Genomic DNA, 19,048 nt, shown 5'->3' on the forward strand with positions numbered 1-19,048 from the left:
CAAAACCATCCTGCAATGCGCGAGACACGCCATTGCAACGACAACCGCGGCCGCCGGGCGGCCGCGTCGAGGAGTGAAACACCCCTGTGACGGGCGAGAAACCTTTGAAAATTGTGATTGCGGCGGACACCTATCCGCCGGACGTAAACGGCGCCGCCGTCTTCTGCTACCGGTTGGCCACGGCCATGACCGAGCGCGGGCACGAAGTCCACGTCATTGCGACCCGACCCGAAAAGGGCCCCACGATCACGGAGAAGCGGCCCGAAGCGACAGTGCACCGGCTGCGTTCGCACTCGGTTCCGACGCACGAGTACTTCCGGATCTGCCTGCCGTGGGAGATCAACCCGGAGATCAAGAAGCTGATCGACCAGATCAAGCCCGACGTCGTGCACGCCCAGTGCCACTACATGATCGGCCAGGGTGTCCTGGCGGTGGCCGCGAAGCGGGGAATCCGCATGATCGCCACCAACCACTTCATGCCCGAGAACCTTGACCCGTTCCTGCCCTTCCCGCAGTGGTTCAAGCGGATCGTCGCCACGAACTCCTGGCGGGACATGGGAAAGATCATGGGCAAAGCGCACGTGGTCACCACTCCGACGCCCCTTGCGGCGCGGGCCATGCGTGACTTCGCCCGCCTGGAGAAGGTGCTGCCCCTCTCCAACGGCATCAACGCGAGCAACTACGAGCTGGCCGACGGCGAGGTGATCGAGCGCAACCCGTACCCGACCATCCTGTTCGCGGGCCGCCTGGCGGTTGAGAAGAACGTCAATGAAATCATCGATGCACTGACCCTGATGAAGTCCGTGCCCGACGCGCACCTCGAGGTCGTCGGCGACGGCGAGCAGCGCACCTTCCTGGCCAAGCTGGCCAAGGAGAAGGGCGTCGAATCCCGCGTCCACCTGTTGGGGCATGTCGACGACGCGGAACTGCGCGCCGCCTACCTGCGCGCCGACGTGTTCTGCCAGCCCGGCACCGCCGAATTGCAGTCCTTGGTGACCCTCGAAGCGCTCTCGGCCTCCAGGCCCGTGGTGCTGGCCAACGCGATGGCGCTGCCGCACCTGGTGGAGAACGGGGTCAACGGATACCTCTTCGAACCGGGGAACCGCAACGACCTGGCAGGCAAGCTGGACGCGATCCTTTCCGCCAGCCCGGAGGAACGGGCGGCCATGGGCGAAGCGGGACACGCCAAGGCCGCGAAGCACAGCCACGTCAAGACCATGGACACCTTCGAGGCGCTGTACCGCGGTGCACCGGCCGAAGCCTACCTGGCCTGATCCCGGCACACCCGCCACGGATGCCCGTGATGCGAAAACAACGGCAGGCATCCACTAGGATGATTCTGGATGTTTCCGCTGGCCCCTTCGGGAGCGCCGCGCAAGCATCCCGGCCATGGGGCGGTAGCTCAGTTGGTTAGAGCAGAGGACTCATAATCCTTTTGTCGTGGGTTCAAGCCCCACCCGCCCTACAGGAAACGCCCTGGAGGCCCCCCACACGACGGGGCCCTCCGGGGCGTTTGCCGTCTCGCCACGCGGCACCCCCACAGTTGCCGCCGGGCCGGTCACTGCTTCGGCAGCAGGATGGACGGGCGCGTGTCCCTGATGGTCAGCAGCGGATCGATGTATTCCTCGAACAATCGCAAGCCCCAGTGCATGCACAGCCTCGAGCAGTGGGAACCCGTGGCGACCATCCCGATTTCATCCCCCGCGTCGACGATCGCCCCGACCCCGAGGGTGCTGCGCACGGGCTCGAAGCTGGAGCGCAGTCCGCCGCCATGGTCGAGAACCACCACGGGGCGGTCAACCACGACACCGACAAACGATACGACGCCCCCGGCGGGGGCCAGCACCGGTGCCCCGGGACCGGCCGCAAGGTCGGCGCCCCGGTGGCCGCTCAGCCAGCGCTGCGCCGGAGGGTCGAAGGGGCGGACAACCTTCGGGGCAGGGTCCACCGGCCAGTTCCACCCGCCTGCACGGTTCCCGGGCAACTGCCGCGCCGGGGAACCCGTGACGCCGAACAGGAGCGAGACCCCGAGGGTGGCGGCTGCGAGCATTGGGGAAACCTTCATGACATCGAGCATGGGACAGCAGCCTCGGAAAGTGCCGGAAGATTTCCGGCCGGGGGAGGGCCGACGATGTGATGCATCTGGCCTCCTGCTGTGCGGGGCAGTCCCGAGGGGCGCCCCGTGCTGTAGTACACTGGAACACGCGGTTCTGTGTGCCCTCAAGACCATTTGGTCCCGCGGGGTGCATGAAGCCGACTTCGCGCATGAGACATCCACAGATGAACCGCCTTCAAGGTGGCGCATCGTGCTGGGCGCCCGGCTCCGCGGTCCGACTCACGTCGGTAGGGGCCATGCGGGCCGATTTCGGCCTGTTCATGCCAGGGGTCACATCCAAATCCGGATGCGCACCATCAACCGATATCTAAGGCAGTTACCGCGGTCCAGCGATGGATCGGCCAGCTACTGCCGGAAGGAGTTGCGACATGCCAGTCGTAACCATGCGCCAGCTGCTCGACAGCGGCGTTCACTTTGGACACCAGACCCGTCGCTGGAACCCGAAGATGAAGCGTTTCATCTTCACCGAGCGCAACGGCATCTACATCATTGACCTGCAGCAGTCGCTGTCCTACATCGACCGCGCTTACGAGTTCGTCAAGCAGACCGTTGCCCACGGCGGCACCGTTCTGTTCGTCGGCACCAAGAAGCAGGCTCAGGAAGCAATTTCGGAGCAGGCTACCCGCGTTGGCCAGCCGTTCGTCAACCAGCGTTGGCTCGGCGGCATGCTCACCAACTTCCAGACCGTCTCCAAGCGCATCTCGCGCATGAAGGAACTGGAAGAGATCAACTTCGAGGATGTTGCCGGTTCGGGCCACACCAAGAAGGAGCTGCTGCTTCTCAAGCGCGAGCTGACCAAGCTCCAGACCAACCTTGGCGGTATCCGCAACCTGACGAAGACCCCTTCGGTCCTCTGGGTTGTCGACACCAAGAAGGAGCACCTGGCAATCGATGAGGCACGCAAGCTGGGTATCCCGGTTGTCGCCATCCTCGACACCAACTGCGACCCGGACGAAGTCCAGTTCCCGATCCCGGGCAACGACGACGCCATCCGCTCCGTCAACCTGCTCACCCGCGTTGTTGCCGACGCCGTTGCCGCTGGCCTGATCGCCCGCAACAACAAGGCTGCAGGCAACACCGAAGCTCCGGCCGAACCGCTGGCCGAGTGGGAGCGCGAACTGCTCGAGGCCGGCAAGGCCGAGGCTCCGGCTGCTGAAGAAGCACCGGCCGCTGAAGAAGCTCCGGCCGCTTCCGCCGAGTAGTCACCAAAAACAAAATCCCGGCGTGGATCCCCGATCGGTGATCCACGCCAGGAAAAACCGTAGGACGGGCCTGAAGCGGCCCGTCCTTCGGCGAAAAAGCTCAAAAACCACTTATGAATGGGGTTGCACGTGGCAAACTACACCGCTGCTGACATTAAGGCTCTGCGCGAGCGCACCGGCGCTGGCATGATGGACGTCAAGAAGGCTCTCGACGAGGCCAACGGCGACGCCGAGAAGGCCATGGAGCTCATCCGCATCAAGGGCCTGAAGGGCGCTACCAAGCGCGAAGGCCGCGCGACCTCGGAAGGCCTCGTTGCCGCCAAGGTCGTCGACGGCACCGTTGGCGTCATGATCGAGCTGAGCTGCGAAACCGACTTCGTTGCAAAGAACGAGAAGTTCATCGCACTGGCCGCCAAGGTCCTGGAAGTTGCCGTTTCCTCGGCAGCCTCCGACCTGGAAACCCTTCTGGCCGTTGACGTCGATGGCAAGGCACTTGCCGACGTCGTCACCGAAGAAGGCGCAGTACTGGGCGAAAAGGTTATCGTCCGCAAGCTGGCTCGTGTCGAGGGCGCATCGGTTGATGCCTACCTGCACAAGACCTCCAAGGACCTCCCGGCCCAGGTCGGCGTTCTGGTTGCAGTTGACGGCACCGGCGAAGCCGCTGCCGAGGTTGCACACGACGTTGCAGTCCACACCGCCGCAATGGCACCGACCGTGCTGTCCCGCGACGACATCGACGCCGAGGTTGTCGAGTCCGAGCGCCGCATCGCCATGGAGACCGCAGTCGCCGAGGGCAAGCCGGAAGCCGCACTGCCGAAGATCGTTGAAGGACGCCTGACCGGCTTCTTCAAGGAGCAGGTCCTCGTTGACCAGGCATTCGCCAAGGACTCGAAGAAGACCGTGGGCAAGGTGCTTGAGGAAGCAGGCGTAGCCGCTACCGCCTTCGCACGTTTCCGCGTAGGCTCCTAACTAAGTACACAGGCACGGCCGACTTGCGTTGAGCCTTGCCAACCAAGGTAAAGGGGGTGGCCACCATCTGGTGGCCGCCCCTTTTCCCTGCCAGCCAAGGGACACATCCGCAGGTGTGCCCCCAGTAAACGCATCAAAGCGGGCCATGCTGACCCGCAAGCAGGAGGAACACCCATGGACGCAACACTCGAGCAGAACGAAACCAGCACCCCGGCCCGCCGCCGGCGCGTATTGCTGAAGCTTTCCGGCGAAGTTTTCGGCGGGGGCAAGCTCGGTGTTGACCCGGTCACCGTGCGCGGCATCGCAGAGCAGATCGCCGCAACCGTCGGCAAGGTCGAGGTCGCGATCGTCGTCGGTGGCGGCAACTTCTTCCGCGGAGCCGAGCTTTCCGCGTCCGGCATGGACCGCTCCCGCGCAGACTACATGGGCATGCTCGGCACAGTCATGAACTGCCTGGCCCTGCAGGACTTCCTGGAACAGGCTGGCGTCGACACCCGCGTGCAGTCCGCCATCTCCATGGCACAGGTCGCAGAGACCTACATCCCACGCCGCGCCATCCGCCACATGGAAAAGGACCGCGTTGTCATCTTCGGCGCCGGTGCGGGCCTCCCGTACTTCTCCACCGACACCGTTGCCGCCCAGCGCGCACTCGAGGTCGACGCCGACGTGGTCCTGATGGCCAAGAGCGGTGTCGACGGCGTCTACACCGCCGACCCGAAGGCCGACCCGACCGCCACGAAGCTCGAGCACCTCACCTACGAAGAGGCGCTGATCAAGGACATCCGCGTGATGGACCAGACCGCGATGACCATGTGCAAGGACAACAACCTGGAAATGATGGTCTTCGGCATGGAGGGTGACGGAAACGTGACCCGCGCCATCCTCGGGGAAAAGATCGGCACCCGCGTCACCATCTAGTGCCCGCCGGGATCTCCCGGCGTGGCATAGGATTGTTCACAAGCCAAGAAATTACCGGTCACCGCACACGAGCTGGCCGAACTCAAAGGAGCAGAACGTGATTGAGGATATCCTCGTCGAGGCAGGCGAAAAGATGGACAGCACCATCGAAAACGCGAAGGAAGACTTCTCCGCGATTCGCACCGGCCGAGCCCACCCGGGCATGTACGCCAAGGTCATGGTGGACTACTACGGTTCCCCGACCCCGCTGCAGCAGCTGGCGTCCTTCGCCACCCCGGATGCGCGCACCATCCTGATCACCCCGTACGACGTGACCGCACTGCGCGAAATCGAAAAGGCCCTGGGCGATTCCGAGGTCGGGGCGAACCCGTCGAACGACGGTAAGACCATCCGCGTGATCATGCCGGTGCTGACCGAGGAACGCCGCAAGGAATACGTCAAGGTCGTTCGCGGCAAGGGCGAAGATGCCAAGGTTGCCCTGCGCAACCTGCGCCGCAAGGCCAAGGACGGAATCGACAAGCTCGTCAAGGACGGCGAGGTTGGCGAGGACGAGGGTTCCCGCGGCGAAAAGGAACTCGACGCACTGACCAAGTCGCACACCGACAGCATCGACGATCTGCTTAAGCGCAAGGAAGCCGAGCTGCTGGAAGTCTAATGTCCAATCCCACCGAGCCGAGCGAAGGAACCTCCGGGGCCCTTCCGGAGCCGTCGCCGGAAACCGGCGGGCTTGAACCCCTGACCCGACGTTCCGCTGGCGCCAAACGTGCCAAGGGGTCCAAGGCCGGGCGGGACCTGCCCGCGGCAATCGCCGTGGGTCTGGTCCTGCTGGCCTTGGTCCTCACCGGACTGTTCTGGTTGCCCGTTGCCTTCGTGGCGACGGTCGCAGCCTTCGCAGGCATAGGCTGCTGGGAAGTATCCCGGGCACTTGACCATGCCGGGGTCCACACGCCTTTGGTGCCGTTGGCGGTCGCCAGTCTTTCGTTGCCGTTCGCGGCGTACTACGGAGGACTGGAGGCGCTGAGCCTGGCCTTTGCGGCAAGTGCGCTCCTGGTCTTCCTCTGGAGGATCTTCGAGGGACCGGCCAAGTCGGTTGCCTCGATCATGGCCGGAATCCTGGTCCTGGTCTGGGTACCGTTGCTGCTGAGCTTTGCGGTGCTGGTGTTCAACGAGGACAAGGGCTACCTGAAGGTCACCACGGTCCTGTTGCTCGTCGTGGCAAACGACACCTTCGGCTACCTCGTCGGTGTGCTCTTTGGCAAGCATCCGCTGGCACCGAAAATCAGCCCCAAGAAATCCTGGGAAGGATTTGCCGGGTCAGTGGGTGGCGCTACGGTCGTCGGTATCCTTGCCTCGGTCTTCCTGCTTGATGTGCCGTGGTGGGTGGGCATTCCGCTGGCGGTCGCCACCGTTGCTGCGTCGACGGCAGGGGACTTGTCGGAGTCCATGGTCAAGCGCGAACTTGGCATCAAGGACATGAGCAATATCCTGCCGGGACACGGTGGTGTGATGGACAGGCTCGATTCAGTGCTTTTCGCCATTCCCGTCGCATACGTTCTGACAATTTTCCTCATGCCCGGTGTGCTGTAAGCGCCAGCGCCAAAGAATCCCTAGAATGTAATGGGGATACACAAACACGAAGACGTTGCCATGTATTGCCCGTGCACCCCAGCACAAGCATCGAAGTGCCGGCAAATTCCGGCACGCATTACCAAGATCAAGGAAAGCATTGTGAGTCAGGACAAGGCACAGCCGGCCTCCACCCCCTTTGAGCATGTGGCGGAGAAGGAATTCGGCTACAACACCAAACAGGTGGATGTGTTCCTCGCCCGCGCCCGCGCCACCTTCAACGGGGATGGGGACGACGATTCGATCGTCACCAGCCACATGGTCCGGCGGACCGTTTTCCCGGCCCAGCGGGGCGGCTACAGCGCCCGCGAGGTTGATGCTGCGCTGGACCGTCTCGAGGACGTGTTTGCCCAGCGTGAGCGCGATGCCCTGATCCAGACCAACGGCGAAGAGGCTTGGCTGCAGCAGGTCGGCCGGCTTTCGGCGATCCTCCGCGGGCGCCTGCACCGCAGCCCGGGGGAGCGCTTCCGCCGCCCGTCGCGGGCCAATGCCTCCAGCTACAACGTCCAGGACGTTGACATGCTCTGCTCACAGCTCATCGACTACTTCGAGAAGGACGTGCCGATGAGCGTCGATGCCGTGCGCCGCGCGGAGTTCCGCCGTGCCGAAGGCGACAACGGCTACGAGGAATCGCAGGTCGATGCATTCCTGGACCGCGTTGTGGAACTCATGGCCTCGATCGACTAGTTCAATCCAGCTTCACCGAGAACGCCGGGACCCCGCAAGGGGCCCGGCGTTTTTAGTGTCCCGGCGAGCATGCCCGCGGGGAGCGGCCCGTCAGGCTTCGCGCACGATCACCCTGCGGAAGGACACGGCCGGCGTGGCCGCGCCGCAGCCGAAGCCGACCCCGGTGTTTCCGGCCAGGGCCGCCGCCCCGGCAGGCAGGGACACGGCTTTCACCAGTGATCCGTCCAGATAGGCGATGCACGTGTTCCCGGTGGCCACCAGTCGGACTTCGTGCTCGCCGGGGGCAACGCCCCGCGGCTCGCCCCAGATCTCAAGATCCGACCCCGCACCCAAGAGGCGGAGGGAAAGCCGCTGCCCGGTTCCCGCAGTGAGGAACAGTCCGATGCCGGTGCCGCTTGACGGGTCGGCCCGCACCACGACCCCCGCCGCATGATCCTCGACCCCGGTGTGCGTGACGCGCAGCGCGGCGTCGACGTTCGAGGCAGAGGATTCGGCTACGGCATAACCACCGCCGGAAACGGAAACCCCCTGTTCGGAGACCGAGAACGCCGAACCGGGCGTTGTGATCCACCGCTGCCCCGAATCGGCGGTTCCCAGTGGTCCTGCGGCGCGGGCGAAGGAATCGGTGAGCGGGGTCCTGGTGCTGCGCGCCGTCGCCATGAGCGCCTGGGCCAGCAGGCGGGCGGCGAAATCGTGGCCCGCGGGTGTCAGGTGGATGCGGTCCTCCTTGAGGAAGTTCAGCGGGTCGCCCTTCGGGAACTCGACAGCTTCGAAGTCGCGGGAGAGGTCGACGAAGACGGCGGTGCGTTGGCGCTCCCGGGCGATGCCTTCCAGGACCGCACGGTACTCGTTCCAGAGGGCCGACAGGTTGCTGTCGCTGCGCTCGTGCGCGTGGATCAGGATGTGGACATGGGGCTGCGGCAGCACCGCGTCCAAGGCGTCGAGCCAGCGGACCATGTTTGCCCGGTACACGGCTGCCGGGGTGCGGTCCCGTGCGTCGTTCGATCCCACCATGTGCGTGAGGACGCTCGGCGCCAGCGACCCGACAAGGTCGAGCCGCGCGGCATCCAGGTAGGTGCTGGATCGAGCGCCCGGCAGGCCGCCGTTGTGGAAGTGGATCCCGGGCAGCGTGTTGCGGGGGCCGGACAGGTTCCCCGTCGTGGAGTCGCGGCCCGGGCCGGAGGCGTACCTCGACTGCATGGCGGAACAGAGCCTGTTGACCCACCGGTTCGCGGGAACCTGGTCGGCGCCGGCGGTGCTCGAGGAGCCCAGCGACACGACGGTGACCGGCTCGGCGGGTGCCCGCGTGTAGGCGGCGAGCAGGACACCGAGCGCCGGGTGCTTCGTGGGATCCAGGGGTTCGGCCAGTGTTTCGGCCAGGGCGGCCTGTCCCCAGGGGGTCGGCAGGCCCGCCGAAGCAGCGTCGGGGAGCCGGCCCTGTCCGGCGGTGCTTCCGGCCACCGGCGACGCCGTTGCCACCCCCAGCGCCGCGAGCAAGGGAACGGCCAGGACCGTTCGGCGCGCCGTGCCCGCCGCGAAAGGCGCCGGCTGGCGCTGGCCGGCCGGAGTCTCTCGTTTTCCTGGGTTCCCGCCCACTGTGCCACCACCTATCCTTTGATCGAGATTACACGTTGCACCTGGTGCTTCGGGCCGGCGGGGTCACGTCCCCGGGGGTCCGGCCGTGTTGGCCGTGTCCATCAGTCCCTCATCTGGATCGCTGTCCACTGCAGCGTGGAGCGTCCGGAAGCCGCACCCGTCCAGTTGGCTCCCCTGAGCGTGCAGCCTGCCTTGGAGATCCCGGTGGCGCCGGGGTTGACGCGGCCGTTGTCCGAGGTGGCCGTGACGGTCGGGCGCCGGGTGAAAAGGCCCGGCGGAAACGAGATGTGCTTCTCGGCGGAGCCGCCGTTGCCCGGCACCGAGCCGAGCCTCACGTTCCCCGCCGCCGTCGCGTAGGGCGTCCCTCCGTCGCGCTGCATCAGTCGGGTGCGCAGGATCGACCAGACAAACGGCGGGCCGTTGAGCCGTGCGGAGTACCAGACGTCGATGCCCTGGGCGGTGCGGATGAACGTCGAGGCGTAGAGGTTGTCGTGGTGCGGGCCCTTGCGCGGGATGATGGATTTCGAGCTGCGCTTCCAGGTTTCGCCGTCGTCGGAGGTGATCAGGTACAGCTCGCCCTTCCGGGCGCCCTTGCCCCCGACGAGGGTGTCGTTCAGCAAGCCCACGTACTGGCCCCCGATGCGCTTGATGTGCACGTGCCACGGCGTCTTGCGCGGCTTGACGGGTACCTGGCAGGCTGCGGGCTCGGTCCACGGGCCGGTGGGCCCGGGGGACGTCAGGTGCACCAGCGGCTTGTGCGCCGGGACGATGTCCACCGCCCACATGTGCCACGCGCCGTCCACGAACTGGAAGGAGGGGGAGACGAGCCTGCGCACCTTCCTGTCCGATCCGTAGACCTTGACCTTGGGCGTCCACTCCACGCCGTCGGCGCTGGTGCGCAGGAACATGTTTTCCTCGCGCCCGGCGGCCTTCTTGTCCAGGTAGCGCCAGAAGAGGTGGAGCCTGCCGTCGTGGAAGACGAGGTTGGGGTCCGAGTTGTAGCGGGGGCGGCCCGGCGCGTTGTCCAGCGGATTCGCCAGCCCCCGGGGAACCACCCACTTGTCCCCGTCGTGCGAGGCCAGGATGCACGGGTCCTCGTACCTGTCATGGCCGCCGGCATAGGGGGTGACCCCCATCCAGTAGCGGTACCCGTTCCACTTCTGGGGAAAGCACAGCACCGAGGGGTGCACGGCCTGCCCGGCCTTGGTGAAGGGATCGGGGGTGGGGATGGCGAGCCGGGCCCCGACGCGCCCGACCCAGTCGTTGGCGCGGACGGGTTCGGTCTCCCCGGGGTCGGCGGCCGCGGAATCGGCGGGCTCGTCCCGGTCGGAAAGGCCGGAGACAGCCTCGGACAGGGCGGCGCGGGTCAGCGACCCGGGGTCGGCGATGAAGGCGGCCGTGCCGGAATCGGAGGACTCCGCCACCAGGATCTCCCCGGTCTTGCCGTTGATGGAGGTGACGATCCGCTTCGGATCCACGGTGCTTGCCGAGGCCGGCGACACGACGGCGCCGCCGATGGCCGCGATGAGCGGGGCGGCGAGCAAGGCCCGCCGGGTCGTGCGGGAGGGCGCAGGACCCCTTCGGTCCAGATCTTCCGGGTGCGGGTTGCTACGTCGATGTCCCATGTACGGCCCCAAGCTGGTTCTCGAAATCTACCGCTGAATCACCGCCCGCGCCGTGTCCCGTTGGCGCCGGCGAACCACTCCGAATTTCTACCTACATTTAGGGCCACGCCGCACCCAGGATCAAGAGGACGGCGCGAAAACTTTCCGCGCGGCCGTGCATCGCTAGGCGAAGGGCCGGGGCGAGTCTTCCGGGACGTGGAGGCGGGCCAGGACGGCGTCCACGCGGGCCGGGATGCGGTCCTTGGTTGCCACCGACACCCCGACCATGACGATGAACGCCAGCGGCACCGTCCAGGCGGCGGGCTGGGAGACCAGGTCGTGCAGGGAACCGGGTTCGTTGGGCAGCACCGCGGCCAGCAGCAGGGCCACCCCGCAGCTCAGCGCCCCGGCGAACATGCCGGAGATCGCCCCCGCGACGGTCAGGCCCCGCCACCAGATTCCCAGCAGCAGCAGCGGGCAGACGGTGGAGGCGGTGAAGGCGAACACCGAGCCGACGGCCCCGGCCAACGCGAAACTGCCCGTTCCCAGCGCCAGCAGCAGGGGAACCACTGTGGCGATCACCGTGGAGATGCGGAAGCCGCGCACCGTCCCGCGGAACAGGTCCTGGGAGATGGCCCCGGCCAGGGAGACCACCAGCCCCGAGGAAGTGGAGAGGAACGCAGCGAAGGCACCGCCGATGATGACCGCGGTGAGAGCGTCCCCGGCCATGCCGCCGATGATGCGCCCCGGCAGCAGCAGCACCGTGGCGTCGGCATTTCCGGATCCCGCGAGTTCCGGGGTGTAGGCGCGGCCGAGGATCCCCAGGATCGTCGGGAACAGGTAGAACAGCGAGAGCAGCCCCAGGACGATCGCCGTGGTCTTGCGCGCCGAGGGGCCGTCCGGGTTGGTGTAGAAGCGGACCAGCACGTGCGGCAGGCCCAGGGTGCCGCAGAGCAGTGCCACCAGCAGCGAGAAGTTGTAGTAGAAGCCCTGGGCGGCGCCGGACCGGGCCTCGGGGTCGAAGACCGCGCCGCCCAGTGTCGCCGATTCGCCGGCCAGGTCCAGGTGCAGCAGCAGGAACACCGTGGGGACTGCCAGCGCGGCGAGTTTGAGCCAGAACTGGAAGGCTTGGACGAAGGTGATCGAGCGCATGCCGCCGGCGAGCACCGTCACGCACACGATGCCCATGACCAGCACGGAGCCCAGCCATCCCGGCAGCCCGGTGCTGATGCCCAGGGTCAGTGCGGCGCCGTGTAGCTGCGGGACGATGTAGAGCCAGCAGATCACCACCACCAGGAAGCTGGTGAGCCGGCGCAGGGGGCGCGAGCCGAAGCGTATCTGGGCGAAGTCGGGGATGGTGTAGGCCCGCGAGCGTCGCAGCGGCGCCGCGACGAAAAGCAGCAGCATCAGGTAGCCGGCCGTGTACCCGATGGGGAACCACAGGGCGTCCTGCCCGGAGGCGACGATGAGCCCGGCGATGCCCAGGAAGGACGCGGCGGAGAGGTATTCCCCGCCGATCGCGCTGGCGTTCCACCAGGGCCGCACGGTGCGCGAGGCGACGTAGAAGTCCCCGGTGGTGCGCGAGAGGCGCAGCCCGTGGATCGCGATGGTCACCGTGGCGACGGACACCAGCGCCACGGCGATGAGGGACACCGTGGGGTTCATGGCTCTACGATGCTCCGGTAGCGGGCCTCGTTGCGGGCTGCCGCCCTGTTGAAGAGGAAGGCGGAGACCAGGATCAGCGGGTAGACGCCGACCCCGAGCATCCACCAGGGCAGCGGGATGGTGGCCAGCCGGATGTCGTGGATCTGCGGCCAGGCGGCGCCCATGACGGCAAGGCCCACCAGCAGCAGCAGGAAGCCCAACGCCACGGAGGCGGAGAGCCGCAGCTGGGAGCGGATGAGAGACCTGACGTAGAAGGCGTCGGCGGCACCGGGTTCGGGGCGGCGGGGGATCGCCGGCCTCGAGCCGGCCGGGGCGCTGACCCGCACCCGGTTTCCGGCGGGCGGGGGCAGCGGGGCGGCGCTGCCGGGTTCCGCCGGGCCGGTGCCCGGGGAACTCACAGCGGCCGGACCCGGTTGGCGGCCAGGCGTTCGCGCAGGTACGGCAGGGCGCGTCGGGAGACGGGCAGTTCCGTCCCGCCGATCACCACCGCCGCCTTGCCGGTCTGCAGCTTCACGGTGTCGATCCTGTCCATGGAGACCAGGAAGGAGCGGTGGATGCGGATGTAGCCGGCGGAGGCCCACTGCTGCTCCAAGTCGTTCAGCGGCACCCGGATCAGGTAGCTGGCGTCCTTGGTGTGGAGCCGGGCGTAGTCGCCCTGCGCCTGCACGTAGCGGATCTCGTCGCGGCGGATCATCTTGGTGATGCCGCCCTGGTCGACGGTGACGACCTCCGGTTTGGCGGTTTCCTCCTCGGCCAGCTCGCACACGCGGCGCACGGATTCGGCGAGCCGCTCGGGGCGCACCGGCTTGAGTACGTAGTCGAGGGCGGCAAGGTCGAAGGCCTCGAGCGCCTGGTCCTCGTCGGCGGTGACGAAGACGACGGCCGGCGGGCGCGAGAAGCGGGAAATGACCCGGGCGATGTCCAGCCCGGAGAGCGCCGGCATGTGGATGTCCAGGAAGAGCGCGTCGATCTCGAACTCCTCGAGGGCCTTCAGCGCCTCGGCGCCGGAGTTTGCTCGGTGGATCCGGCCCACGCGCGCATCGAGCGAGAGCAGGTAGGCCAGTTCCTCGACGGCCGGCAGTTCGTCGTCGGCGACGACCACATTAATCATGCAGGCAATTTTACCCGGCGGGGCGCGGGAAGGACCCTCCGGCGCGCGACCGGGGGCACGGGCGCGGGTGCGGACCCCGGGCGGCTCAGGCGTCCGAAGCGCCGGCCTTCCCGGCACGCTTGTTGCCGTACATCATCCGGTCCGCGGCCTCGAGGGCCTCCAGCAGGCTCGTCCGCCCGGGTTCCGCGGCGGCGAACCCCAGCGAGGCCCGCACGCCTGCCTCGGCGAGGGCGCGGGCGAAGACCCCGAAGTCTTCCTCGGCACGTGCCGGCACCACGCCGTTGGACAGGACGACGAATTCGTCCCCGCCGTAGCGGGCCACGTGGCTGGCGGCGGTGCAGGCGCCCTGCAGGGCCTCGGCGGCGCGCTTGATCAGGGAGTCACCCGCCGCGTGCCCCTGCGCGTCGTTGACGGCCTTGAGGCCGTCGAGGTCGATCACGGCGACCCCCACGGAGTCCCCGAAGCCGGAGAGCCGTTCCTGGGCGTCGGCAACGATCCTGTCCCAGCCGCGCCGGTTCAGCACCCCGGTGAGCGCATCGGTGTGCGCCGCCGCCTCGGTGAGTTCGATGGTCCGGCGCTCGCGGTCGATGCCGCGGGAGAGCACCAGCTGCGTCGAGAGCAGGTCGCTGAGCAGGTGCACGAGCCGTTCGTCGACCTCCTCGTCCTCCGCCAACGGGCTCGGGCGGACGCCGCAGAGCACGCCAAAAAGCTCCCCGCGGTCATCGCCGATGGTGTAGCCCGCGTAGGCGCCCACCCGTTCGGAGGCCGCCAGGTCGGAGTAGTCGGGGTCGGCGCGCGAGTCCCTGACCACGTGGGCGGCGCCGCCGGCCATCCTGCTGCAGAAGGACTCGTCCCAGTCGACGCGGGTGCCCACGGTGAGCACCTGCTCGTGGTGCACGTGCACGTGGACCTGCTCGCCGCGGGCCACCCGGGAGACCGACCAATCGGTGAGGGGCGTGTGAACGTTGAGGTAGTCCACGACGCGCCGGGCGGACTCGGTGAACGACTGGGCGCCGTTGAGCTGCCCGCCGCCGGTGACGACCCGCAGGGCGTCGTCGCCCCGGCGTCGGCCGATCGGGGAATTGGACAGTGACATGGCGGAGGCCGGCACGGATCACGCTCGCTTTGCTCGGGTTGCCCGCTGCGGCGGTCGTGGTGGGCCCGCACGCGGTGCGCGGGCCGCGGGACACCGTCAACCGCCATACTCGGGATTGCGCACGAAATTATCACCGAAGCCGGCGCAGTTCAATCCGGCAGTCCGATTCGGCGCGTCGCGCCGGGTCGCCACAGTGACATGGGGCGTTGCCGTACGCAGGGGCAGCTGGCCGTTCCCGGGCGTCTTTCCGGGTCGGTTTCCGGGCAGGCCCCGGGTTGGTGGCGGTGGCTGCGGCTAGGCCCCTGCCGCGGGAGAGGGGTCGACCCCCGGGCGGAACTTGGGGATGCGCATGGTGATCAGCGTCCCGGCGCCCGGGGCCGTGTCGATGACAAGCCCGTGTGCGTCCCCGTAGACCTGGCGCAGGCGCACGTCAACGTTGCGCAACCCCACGTGGATGGACTCGGTGGTCCCGGCCAGCACCGAGGCGAGCGCCACGGGGTCGATCCCGACGCCGTCGTCCTCCACGGTGATCAGCGCGAACTCGCCGGAGTCCGTGGCCGTGAGGGTGATCTTGCCGCCGCCGGGCTTGGACTCCAGCCCGTGGCGCACGGCGTTTTCCACCAGCGGCTGCAGGCTCAGGAACGGGATGGCGGTGGAGAGCACCTCGGGGGCGACGGCCAGGGACACGCGGATCCGGTCCCCGAAGCGCGCCTTCTCCAGCAGCAGGTAGCGGTCGATGGCCTGGAGTTCCTCGGCGAGCGTCGTGAAGTCCCCGTGGCGGCGGAAGGAATAGCGGGTGAAGTCGGCGAACTCGACCACCAGTTCGCGGGCCCGGGCCGGGTCGGTGTTGATGAACGAGGCGATGGCGTTGAGCGAGTTGTAGATGAAGTGCGGGCTGATCTGGGCACGCAGCGCACGGACCTCCGCCTCCATGAGCAGCGCGCGGGAGGCGTCGAGCTCGGCGAGGCCCACCTGGGCCGCGACCCAGGCGGCGACCTCCGTCACGGCGCGCACGAACCCGGCCCCGGCCCGCGGGATGTAGGCGCACACGGTGCCCACCGCGGTGTCGCCGACCAGGATGGGCGCGCAGACCAGGTCCGCGCCCTCGGACCGCCGGACCTGGGTGCGCCGCGTGGAGAGGGCGCTCGCCGCAAGCTCCAGCGCCGGCGCCGTGCCGCGTTCCTCCGGGTCCGGGAGTGTTCCGTCGACGGCCAGCACCGCGGCGTTGTCGGTGATGACCAGGGCCCGGCAGGCCAGCAGCGCGCGCAGGTGCCGCCCTGCCTTGGCGGCGCCCTCCGGGGTGAGCCCCTGGGCCAGGTGCGGAGCGGCGACGGAGACCTGGTGCAGCGTCTCGAACGTGGCCTTCTCCGCATCGGAGCCCAGGTCGCGGTTGGAGCGGGTGATCCGGAATCCGAGGTATCCCACCAGTGCCACCGCGACGACGACTGTGGCGACGATCAGGGTCATTTGCAGCGCGGTGGAGAGCATGTGACAAGCCTACTGGGCGCGGAAACGGGCGTGCCGTTCGTCGCCGCGGCCGGCCGTTCGGCGCATCCGCGGGACCGCTGGGCGGCTGCCTGGCCCGGGGTACTTCTGGTGGCCCACACACAGGGCGCAGAGTGATCCCAGTCACTCGGGTGGGTGGCGCGGCTCACATCCCGCGGAGGGCGGGAAGCACGAACGGGCGGCGGCACGGCACCTGGAAAACTTCGTCAGGAGGAATCATGAGCACCACCCCGGAGTCGGGCCTTGCCGCCGACATAGATTTCATCAAGGAACAGGAGTCGGAGGAGTTCACCGAGCTGCGCCGCACCCACCGCAGCTTCGTGTTCCCCATGGCCGCACTCTTCCTGCTGTGGTACTTCGCCTACGTGCTGCTGGCCGACTACGCGCACGGGTTCATGTCCAACAAGATCTGGGGCAACTTCAACGTCGGCCTGCTGCTGGGCCTGCTGCAGTTCGTCTCCACCTTCGCCATCACCGCGGCCTACGTCTCCTTCTCCAACCGGAAGCTGGACCCCAAGGCCACCGCCATCCGCAAGCGCCTCGAGGCGCAGCAGGCAACTGCAGCACCACAGGAAGGGGAGTAAACCATGAACGTCCTATCGATCCTCGCCGCGGGGGCCGTTGCGGCGCCGGAGACCACCAAGGTGGGCAACCCCTGGGTCAACATCGGCATCTTCGGCCTCTTTGTCGCGGTCACCCTGGTCGTGGTGCTCAAGGCCTCGAGCAACAACAAGACGGCCGCGGACTACTACGCCGGCGGCCGCTCGTTCACCGGGACGCAGAACGGCACGGCGATCGCCGGCGACTACCTCTCCGCAGCGTCCTTCCTGGGCATCGTCGGGGCCATCGCCATCAACGGCTACGACGGCTTCCTCTACTCGATCGGCTTCCTTGTCGCCTGGCTCGTGGCCCTGCTGCTTGTCGCCGAGCTGCTGCGCAACACCGGCAAGTTCACCATGGCCGATGTGCTCTCCTTCCGCCTGCGGCAGCGCCCGGTGCGGATCGCCGCGGCCATCTCCACGCTGGCGGTCTGCGTCTTCTACCTGCTGGCCCAGATGGCCGGCGCCGGCGCGCTGGTCTCCCTGCTGCTGGGCATCGACGACCGCATGGGCCAGTCGCTGGTCATCGTTGTGGTCGGTGCGCTGATGATCACCTACGTCCTGATCGGCGGCATGAAGGGCACCACATGGGTGCAGATCATCAAGGCCTGCCTGCTGATCGCCGGCGCGTTCATCATGACGCTCATGGTGCTGGCGCACTTCGGCTTCAACTTCTCCTCACTGCTCGGTGCGGCCGTCGAGTCCGCCGGGACCGAGAACATCCTGAACCCGGGCATGCAGTACGGCAAGTCCGAGACCTCCAAGCTCGACTTCATCTCGCTGGGCCTGGCCCTGGTGCTGGGAACCGCCGGCCTGCCGCACGTGCTGATGCGTTTCTACACCGTCCCCACCGCCAAGGAGGCCCGCAAGTCGGTGGTCTGGGCGATCTGGCTCATCGGCGCGTTCTACCTCTTCACCCTGGTGCTGGGCTACGGCGCCGGCGCGCTGATCGGCGCCGACAAGATCAAGGCGGCCCCGGGCGGGGTGAATTCCGCGGCCCCGCTGCTGGCCTTCGAACTCGGCGGCCCGCTGCTGCTGGGCCTGATTTCCGCCGTCGCCTTCGCCACCATCCTGGCGGTTGTCGCAGGGCTGACCATCACGGCGGCGGCGTCGTTCGCCCACGACGTGTACGCCTCGGTCATCGCCAAGGGCAAGAGCACCCCGGAGAAGGAGATGAAGGTCGCCCGCCGCACGGTCATGGTGATCGGCGTCTTCGCGATCCTCGGCGGCATCGGCGCACAGGGGCAGAACGTCGCCTTCCTGGTGGCACTGGCCTTCGCGGTGGCGGCCTCCGCCAACCTGCCGACCATCCTGTACTCGCTGTTCTGGAAGAAGTTCACCACCCGGGGCGCCGTCTGGTCGATGGTGGGCGGGCTCGGCTCGGCGATCGTGCTGATCATCTTCTCCCCGGTCATGTCCGGGCTGCCGACCTCGATGATTCCCGGTGCGGACTTCTCCGTCTTCCCGCTGGCCAACCCGGGCATCGTCTCGATCCCGCTGGCGTTCTTCCTGGGCTGGCTGGGCTCCGTGTTGGACAAGAACACCGAGGACCCGGTGAAGTCCGCCGAGATGGAGGTGCGTTCGCTGACCGGAGTCGGAGCCGAGAAGGCCGTCGACCACTAGGGCCGAATTTCCCGCATCGACAGGGAATGGCGCCCCTCCCCGCACGGGGGAGGGGCGCCATCGTGCGTGGCCGGGTGTTGGCCCGATCTGTTTGGCCCGATACATCCGGAGCGGGGCGCTCAGTCCGCGGGCTCGGGCTCGCGGCGGGCGGTCCGCTCGGCGAGGTACTGGTCCATCAGGGTGGTGGTGCGGTGGGGGATGAGCTCGGCCATGGACAGCGAGGTGTCGGCGCGCTCGACCCCGTCGATCGCGAGGATCCGGCCGTTGACGCGGAAGAGCTCCTCGGCGCCGCTGGCCACCACGCGCGCCAGGATGTCCGCCGAGCCGGTCAGTCCGTGGGCCTCGATGATCTCCGGGATCTGTGCCAGCTGCTCCACGATGCCCTGCAGCAGGCGCTGCTGGATGTGGATGTGCACGAAGCTGACCAGCGGGAAGCCCAGCGCCGCGGGGTTGATGCGCTGCTCGAACGGCAGCAGCGCCCCGGAGGTTTCCAGGCGGCCCATGCGCGTCTGCACGGTGTTGCGCCCGAGCCCCAGCTCGGCGGCAAGGGCCACCGCAGTGGCCTTGGGCTGGCGGCACAGCGCAGAGAGGATGCGCATGTCTGTGGCGTCTAGTTGCTGCATATTGCGAAAGATTAGCACCGCCCGTGCGTGCCGGATAGTGCAGGATGCCCCATGTGGCGTGTATGGATTGTGCGTGTTGACTTCTGTGAGTAGCATCACAGGTACGT

18 protein-coding genes and 1 tRNA gene are annotated in these 19,048 nt (G+C 67.6%); 10 read left to right on the forward strand and 9 right to left on the reverse strand.

Annotation, left to right across the window (positions count from 1 at the left end):
* Positions 1 to 104 precede the first annotated feature (104 nt).
* Together ACSYDW_RS10985 and ACSYDW_RS10990 are read left to right on the forward strand one after the other, a co-directional pair.
* Positions 105 to 1,274 (forward strand): glycosyltransferase, encoded by a 1,170-nt coding sequence (locus ACSYDW_RS10985; RefSeq protein ID WP_438338775.1) that lies wholly within the window; start codon positions 105 to 107, stop codon positions 1,272 to 1,274.
* Positions 1,275 to 1,391: 117 nt separating this feature from the next.
* Positions 1,392 to 1,465: transfer RNA gene (locus tag ACSYDW_RS10990), tRNA-Ile, on the forward strand.
* 93 nt (positions 1,466 to 1,558) lie between these two features.
* On the opposite strand, the gene ACSYDW_RS10995 is transcribed toward ACSYDW_RS10990, so the two are convergent.
* Positions 1,559 to 2,077, reverse strand: a complete 519-nt coding sequence (locus ACSYDW_RS10995; RefSeq protein WP_438338776.1) for a M23 family metallopeptidase — start codon at positions 2,075 to 2,077, stop codon at positions 1,559 to 1,561.
* 407 nt (positions 2,078 to 2,484) lie between these two features.
* Between ACSYDW_RS10995 and rpsB the strand changes: the two genes are divergently transcribed.
* The 6 genes from rpsB to ACSYDW_RS11025 all read left to right on the forward strand — a co-directional run bounded on the left by rpsB (position 2,485) and on the right by ACSYDW_RS11025 (position 7,518).
* The gene (rpsB, locus tag ACSYDW_RS11000; RefSeq protein WP_438338777.1) at positions 2,485 to 3,318 is read left to right on the forward strand and encodes a 30S ribosomal protein S2; all 834 of its coding nucleotides are present in this window, start codon (positions 2,485 to 2,487) and stop codon (positions 3,316 to 3,318) included.
* A 129-nt stretch (positions 3,319 to 3,447) separates the two neighbouring features.
* Positions 3,448 to 4,287, forward strand: coding sequence for a translation elongation factor Ts (gene tsf, locus ACSYDW_RS11005; RefSeq protein WP_438338778.1), 840 nt, complete (start codon positions 3,448 to 3,450; stop codon positions 4,285 to 4,287).
* A gap of 174 nt (positions 4,288 to 4,461) precedes the next feature.
* A complete protein-coding gene (gene pyrH, locus ACSYDW_RS11010) occupies positions 4,462 to 5,205 on the forward strand; it encodes a UMP kinase (protein WP_438338779.1) in 744 nt (247 codons plus the stop codon).
* A 97-nt stretch (positions 5,206 to 5,302) separates the two neighbouring features.
* Positions 5,303 to 5,860, forward strand: a complete 558-nt coding sequence (frr, locus tag ACSYDW_RS11015) for a ribosome recycling factor (RefSeq protein ID WP_438338780.1) — start codon at positions 5,303 to 5,305, stop codon at positions 5,858 to 5,860.
* Positions 5,860 to 6,792: a phosphatidate cytidylyltransferase gene (locus tag ACSYDW_RS11020; RefSeq protein WP_438338781.1), complete on the forward strand. Its 933-nt coding sequence runs from the start codon at positions 5,860 to 5,862 to the stop codon at positions 6,790 to 6,792. The genes frr and ACSYDW_RS11020 overlap by 1 nt, the downstream gene beginning before the upstream one ends.
* A 141-nt stretch (positions 6,793 to 6,933) precedes the next feature.
* Complete coding sequence (locus tag ACSYDW_RS11025) at positions 6,934 to 7,518, forward strand: DivIVA domain-containing protein (RefSeq protein ID WP_438338782.1); 585 nt, start codon at positions 6,934 to 6,936, stop codon at positions 7,516 to 7,518.
* A gap of 90 nt (positions 7,519 to 7,608) precedes the next feature.
* On the opposite strand, the gene ACSYDW_RS11030 is transcribed toward ACSYDW_RS11025, so the two are convergent.
* The 7 genes from ACSYDW_RS11030 to ACSYDW_RS11060 form a co-directional block, all read right to left on the reverse strand.
* A complete protein-coding gene (locus tag ACSYDW_RS11030; RefSeq protein WP_438338783.1) occupies positions 7,609 to 9,114 on the reverse strand; it encodes an SGNH/GDSL hydrolase family protein in 1,506 nt (501 codons plus the stop codon).
* 101 nt (positions 9,115 to 9,215) lie between these two features.
* Positions 9,216 to 10,739, reverse strand: coding sequence for a hypothetical protein (locus ACSYDW_RS11035; RefSeq protein ID WP_438338784.1), 1,524 nt, complete (start codon positions 10,737 to 10,739; stop codon positions 9,216 to 9,218).
* 162 nt (positions 10,740 to 10,901) lie between these two features.
* On the reverse strand, positions 10,902 to 12,383 hold the full coding sequence (locus ACSYDW_RS11040) for a sodium/solute symporter (protein WP_438338785.1): 1,482 nt from the start codon (positions 12,381 to 12,383) through the stop codon (positions 10,902 to 10,904).
* Positions 12,380 to 12,781, reverse strand: coding sequence for a hypothetical protein (locus ACSYDW_RS11045; RefSeq protein WP_438338786.1), 402 nt, complete (start codon positions 12,779 to 12,781; stop codon positions 12,380 to 12,382). Before ACSYDW_RS11045 ends, ACSYDW_RS11040 begins: the two co-directional genes overlap by 4 nt.
* On the reverse strand, positions 12,778 to 13,494 hold the full coding sequence (locus ACSYDW_RS11050) for a LytR/AlgR family response regulator transcription factor (protein WP_438338787.1): 717 nt from the start codon (positions 13,492 to 13,494) through the stop codon (positions 12,778 to 12,780). Before ACSYDW_RS11050 ends, ACSYDW_RS11045 begins: the two co-directional genes overlap by 4 nt.
* Positions 13,495 to 13,579: 85 nt before the next feature.
* Complete coding sequence (locus ACSYDW_RS11055) at positions 13,580 to 14,590, reverse strand: GGDEF domain-containing protein (protein ID WP_438338788.1); 1,011 nt, start codon at positions 14,588 to 14,590, stop codon at positions 13,580 to 13,582.
* A gap of 294 nt (positions 14,591 to 14,884) precedes the next feature.
* On the reverse strand, positions 14,885 to 16,078 hold the full coding sequence (locus ACSYDW_RS11060) for a sensor histidine kinase (RefSeq protein ID WP_438338789.1): 1,194 nt from the start codon (positions 16,076 to 16,078) through the stop codon (positions 14,885 to 14,887).
* A 236-nt stretch (positions 16,079 to 16,314) separates the two neighbouring features.
* On the opposite strand from ACSYDW_RS11060, the gene ACSYDW_RS11065 reads away from it, so the two are divergent.
* Positions 16,315 to 16,680: a DUF485 domain-containing protein gene (locus ACSYDW_RS11065; RefSeq protein WP_438338790.1), complete on the forward strand. Its 366-nt coding sequence runs from the start codon at positions 16,315 to 16,317 to the stop codon at positions 16,678 to 16,680.
* A gap of 3 nt (positions 16,681 to 16,683) precedes the next feature.
* Positions 16,684 to 18,318 carry a monocarboxylic acid transporter gene (locus tag ACSYDW_RS11070; RefSeq protein WP_438338791.1) on the forward strand — a complete coding sequence of 545 codons (1,635 nt, stop codon included), beginning with the start codon at positions 16,684 to 16,686 and terminating at the stop codon, positions 18,316 to 18,318.
* 119 nt (positions 18,319 to 18,437) lie between these two features.
* Here ACSYDW_RS11070 and ACSYDW_RS11075 read toward each other — a convergent pair whose 3' ends face one another.
* On the reverse strand, positions 18,438 to 18,941 hold the full coding sequence (locus ACSYDW_RS11075; protein WP_438338792.1) for an Lrp/AsnC family transcriptional regulator: 504 nt from the start codon (positions 18,939 to 18,941) through the stop codon (positions 18,438 to 18,440).
* Between the last annotated feature and the right edge of the window lie 107 nt (positions 18,942 to 19,048).

The organism is Paeniglutamicibacter selenitireducens, assembly GCF_051550675.1.
Taxonomy (GTDB): Bacteria; Actinomycetota; Actinomycetes; order Actinomycetales; family Micrococcaceae; genus Paeniglutamicibacter.